At 75.2% G+C, this 4,100-nt stretch carries 3 protein-coding genes, 1 pseudogene and 1 riboswitch; of the genes and pseudogenes, 1 reads left to right on the forward strand and 3 read right to left on the reverse strand.

Features of this window, described 5'->3' with window-relative positions; translation table 11 throughout:
- From HUW36_RS27235 to HUW36_RS27245, 3 genes are all read right to left on the reverse strand, one after another.
- A partial coding sequence (locus HUW36_RS27235; protein ID WP_174530754.1) for an iron chelate uptake ABC transporter family permease subunit occupies positions 1-1,274 on the reverse strand: 1,274 nt, incomplete at its 3' end.
- On the reverse strand, positions 1,271-2,257 hold the full coding sequence (locus tag HUW36_RS27240) for an ABC transporter substrate-binding protein (protein ID WP_174530755.1): 987 nt from the start codon (positions 2,255-2,257) through the stop codon (positions 1,271-1,273). The genes HUW36_RS27240 and HUW36_RS27235, both read right to left, overlap by 4 nt.
- A 28-nt stretch (positions 2,258-2,285) precedes the next feature.
- Complete coding sequence (locus HUW36_RS27245) at positions 2,286-3,110, reverse strand: ABC transporter ATP-binding protein (RefSeq protein ID WP_174530756.1); 825 nt, start codon at positions 3,108-3,110, stop codon at positions 2,286-2,288.
- Between the two features lie 111 nt (positions 3,111-3,221).
- Positions 3,222-3,358: riboswitch (cobalamin riboswitch) on the forward strand.
- A 95-nt stretch (positions 3,359-3,453) separates the two neighbouring features.
- On the opposite strand from HUW36_RS27245, the pseudogene HUW36_RS27250 reads away from it, so the two are divergent.
- Positions 3,454-4,100 (forward strand): annotated as a pseudogene (locus HUW36_RS27250) (peptidase); the annotation flags it as partial.

Here is a 4,100-nt window from a genome sequence, read left to right on the forward strand (position 1 = left end):
CACCGGGCGTCCAGCACGAAGGTGTACGCCGGGCCGGTGCGGCCCCGCAGCCAGTTGACGATGTCGCCGAGCAGCACCCCGGTGTCCCCGGCCAGCATGCCCACCACCAGGGCCGTGCCGGCCGCCACCGCGCAGACGGTGACGACGGCGACGTGGAAGGCGCGGGAGCGCACGGCCGCGCGCCCGCCCGGAGGCTGCCGGGTGGGTCCGGCGTCACGGTGCCGGCGGGCCAGCCAGACCAGCAGCGCCGCGCCGAACAAGGTGGTGACCACGCCGGTCGGCACGTCCACGCCGGCCTGCCCGCCGAGCACGGCCCGCAGCAGCACGTCGGAGCCGAGCACCACGACCACGCCGACCAGGCCGGACAGCGGCAGCAGCACCCGGTGCCGGTGCACCTCGGGCACCCACCGGCCGAGCAGCCGGACGATCACCGGCGCACCGAGCCCGACGAAGCCGATCGGCCCGGCCAGCGTGACCGCGGCGGCGGAGAGCAGCACGGCGAGCAGCACCACGGTGAGCCGGGTCCGGCGCACGTCCAGCCCGAGCACGGTGGCGGTGTCGTCGCCGAGGGCCAGCAGGTCCAGCCGGCGGCCGAGCGCCACGAGCACCAGCGCGGCGCCGCCGACGACCGGGGCGAGCTGGGTGAACGCGACCAGGTCGCCCTGCACGAGGGAGCCGTTGCCCCAGGCGAACAGGCCGATGGTGGCCTGCTCGAAGAGCAGCAGGAGCAGCATGGTGAGCGACGCGAGGGCCATCGCGGTGGCCGAGCCGGCGAGGATCAGCCGGGTCGTCGCGGCCTGGCCGCCGGCGGACAGCAGCATCACCAGGCCGGCGGCGGCGAGACCGCCGCAGAACGCGAGCCCGCCGGCGGGCAGCGCGGGCAGGGCGATGCCGAACGCGGCGGTGGCGACGATCGCCAGGTGCGCGCCGGCGTTGACGGCGAGCGTGTCCGGCGAGGCGAGCGGGTTGCGGGTGGTCGACTGCAACGCGGCGCCGGCGAAGCCGAGCGCCACGCCGACGGCCAGGCCGGTGAGCAGGCGGGGCAGCCGGGAGGCGACGAGCACCCGGGCGGTCTCGTCGTCGCCGCCGGTGAGCAGCCGGAGCAGGTCGGCCGCGCCCACCGACGAGGTGCCCTGGGTGAGGTGCACCGCGGTGACGGCCACGAGCAGCGCGGCGGCGAGGCCGAACGCGCCGGCGACCCGGCGGCGGGCGGGCGGTGGCCCGAGCGGGGCCGGCCGGGTGGCCGGCCCCGGCGGGGCGATCGTCTGGCTCAAGCCGTGTAGACCGCGACGAGCTGGTCGACGTACTGCTTGGCGGAGAGCGGTCCGCCGAAGGTCCAGATGCCGTCGGGCATCTTGTGCAGCTTGTTCTGCTGCACGAACGGCAGCGAGCGCCAGATCGCGTTGCCGGCCAGCCCGTCGGCGAAGACGTCCTGCCCGTCCGAGGCGTTGTAGAAGAAGTGCAGGTCCTGGCCCTTGAGGACGGTCAGGCCCTCGACGTCGGTCTGGCCCAGGCCCCACATCGGGTCGGTCTTGCCGGTCCAGGCGTTCTTCAGCCCGAGCTGGATGCCGAGCTGGGAGACGAGCGCGCCCTGGCCGAACATCCGGATGGAGACGGTGCTGCCCTCCTTCCAGCCGTCGGCGAAGGCGAACTGTCGGCCGGCCGCGCCGGCGTCGGCGATCTTCGCGCGGCCTTCGGCCAGGGCGGCGTCGAAGTCGGCGAGCAGCTTCTGCGCCTGGGCGGTACGGCCGGTGGCGGTGGCGATCATGGTGAGGTCGGCGCGCATCCGGCCGATGTTGTCGGTCGCGTCGCTGCCCTTGGTGACCAGCACCGGCACGTACTTCTCCAGCTGGGCGACGACGGCGGAGCCACGCTCGGCCTCCATCACCACCAGGTCGGGCTGGAGCGCGACGACGGCGTCGACGCTCGGCTCGCCCCGGGTGCCGACGTCCTTGACGCTCGCGTCCAGCGGCGCGGCGGTGACCCAGGTGGCGTACCCCTTGGGGTCGGCCACGCCGACCGGCATCACGCCGAGGCCGACGAGCATCTCGACCTCACCCCACTCCAGGCCGACGACCTTGGTGGCCGGGTTCTTCAGGGTGATCGTCTTGCCGCGGCTGTCGGTGACGGTGACCGGGCCGGAGGCGGCGGCGTCGGAGGCGGACGGGGCCGCGGCGGGCGTCTCGGTGGTGCCGCAGCCGGCGATCAGCAGCGCGGTCGCGGCGGCGGCGAGCAGGGTCAGGCGGGTACGCAACATCGGTTTCTCTTCTGTGGCAGGAACGATTTCAGGCGGTGGCGCGGCTGGTGTGCCGGCCGACGGGACGGGTGGAGAGCAGCCCGGTGGCCGGGTCGACGGTCACCTCGACGCGGATGCCGTACGCCTCGGTGAGCGCCGCCTCGGTGAGCACCTCGCGCGGGGCGCCGGCGCCGCGTACCCGGCCGGAGTGCAGGAGCACGACGTGGTCGGCGACGGCGGCGGCCTGATTGAGGTCGTGCAGCACCACGCCGACGGCGACGCCGGCGGTGTCGGCGAGGTCGCGCATTAGATCGAGGATCTCCACCTGGTAGCGCAGGTCGAGGAACGTGGTGGGTTCGTCCAGCAGCAGGACCGCGGTGTCCTGGGCCAGGCAGGTGGCCAGCCAGACGCGTTGCAGCTCGCCGCCGGACAGCTCGTCGACCGGCCGGTCGGCCATCGCCTCGACGCCTGTCACCCGCATGGCCCGCTCGACCGCCGCCGGCCCGTCCGGGTCGCCGGCCCGCCACCGCTGGCGGTACGGGTGCCGGCCGTAGCCGACCACGTCCCGGACGGTGACTCCGCTCGGGGTGGGGCGGCTCTGCGCCAGCAGGGTGACCCGGCGGGCGAAGTCCCGGGGGGACAGCGACCGGGCCGGGGTGCCGTCGGCGAGCACGACCTCGCCGTGCTCCAGCGGGTGCAGGCGGGCCAGCCCGCGCAGCAGCGTGGACTTGCCGCTGCCGTTCGGGCCGACCAGCGCGGTCACGGCGGCCGGCCGCAGCGTGATGGCGGCGTCGTGCACCACCGTGGCGCCGTGGTAGCCCAGCCGCAACCGGCTGCCCGACAGGCCGTCGGCCCGGACCGTTCTGCTCGTCACGAAGGTTAGGCTAACCTAACTGCCGATCATGTTGTCAAGCCGGTCACCGGTTCCCACCTCGGCGAACACGGCGCGCATTGACATCCGCCGCGCCGCGTGACCAGACTGTCGCCACAACTCAACCCATGCGTGTGCGTGCGGGGGAAGTCCGGTCGAAGTCCGGCGCTGGCCCGCAACGGTAGGCCGTCCGAGGTGGCAGACACTCCGGGGCGGCGAGCCCGAATACCCGACGTACGCGTGGCTTTTCGTTCCCCACCCGTCGTGGCCCACGGGTCGGAGGCCGTCCGGCCCTGCCGTGGGCCGACCGGGTTCTGACGACCGCCGGGCCGGAGAGGCGCTTCCGATGGTCGTCCGCCTGAGCCGGCACCACCTGCTCGCCCTGTTCTGCGGCGCGCTCGCCGCCCTCACCCTCGTCACCCCGGCGTCCGCCGCCCCGGTCACCCGGGCGGAGGCCGCCGCCGGCTGGCTCGCCCGGCAGCTCGTCGACGGCGAACGCTTCGAGGTGGTCTTCGACGGCGTCGCCTACCCCGACCAGGGGCTGACGCTCGACGCCGTGTTCGCCTTCGCCGCCGCCCGCGCCGCCGACGACTCCGGCGCCCGGGCGCTGGCCTGGGTCAGCAGGCCGGACGTGCGCGACGGCTACGTCGGCGACGGCGCCGTCGAGGCGTACGCGGGCGCGACCGCCAAGCTCGCCCTCGCCGTCCAGGTACGTGGCGGCGACCCGACCCAGGTCGGCGGCGTCGACCTGATCGCCCGGCTGCGCTCGCTCCAGACGCCGGCCGGCCGGTTCCGCGACCGGTCCGCGTACGGCGACTACAGCAACGCGTTCAGCCAGTCCCTCGCGCTGCTGGCGCTGGACCGCACCCCGGCCGGCGCGCCCCCGACGGCCGCCGCCTGGCTGGCCGGGACCCGGTGCCCGGACGGCGGTTACCCCCTGCTGGCGGAGCAGCCGGTGTGCATGTCCGACGTGGACGCCACCGCGCTGGCGGC

This window comes from Micromonospora maritima (assembly GCF_902825405.1).
Lineage (GTDB): Bacteria > Actinomycetota > Actinomycetes > Mycobacteriales > Micromonosporaceae > Micromonospora > Micromonospora maritima.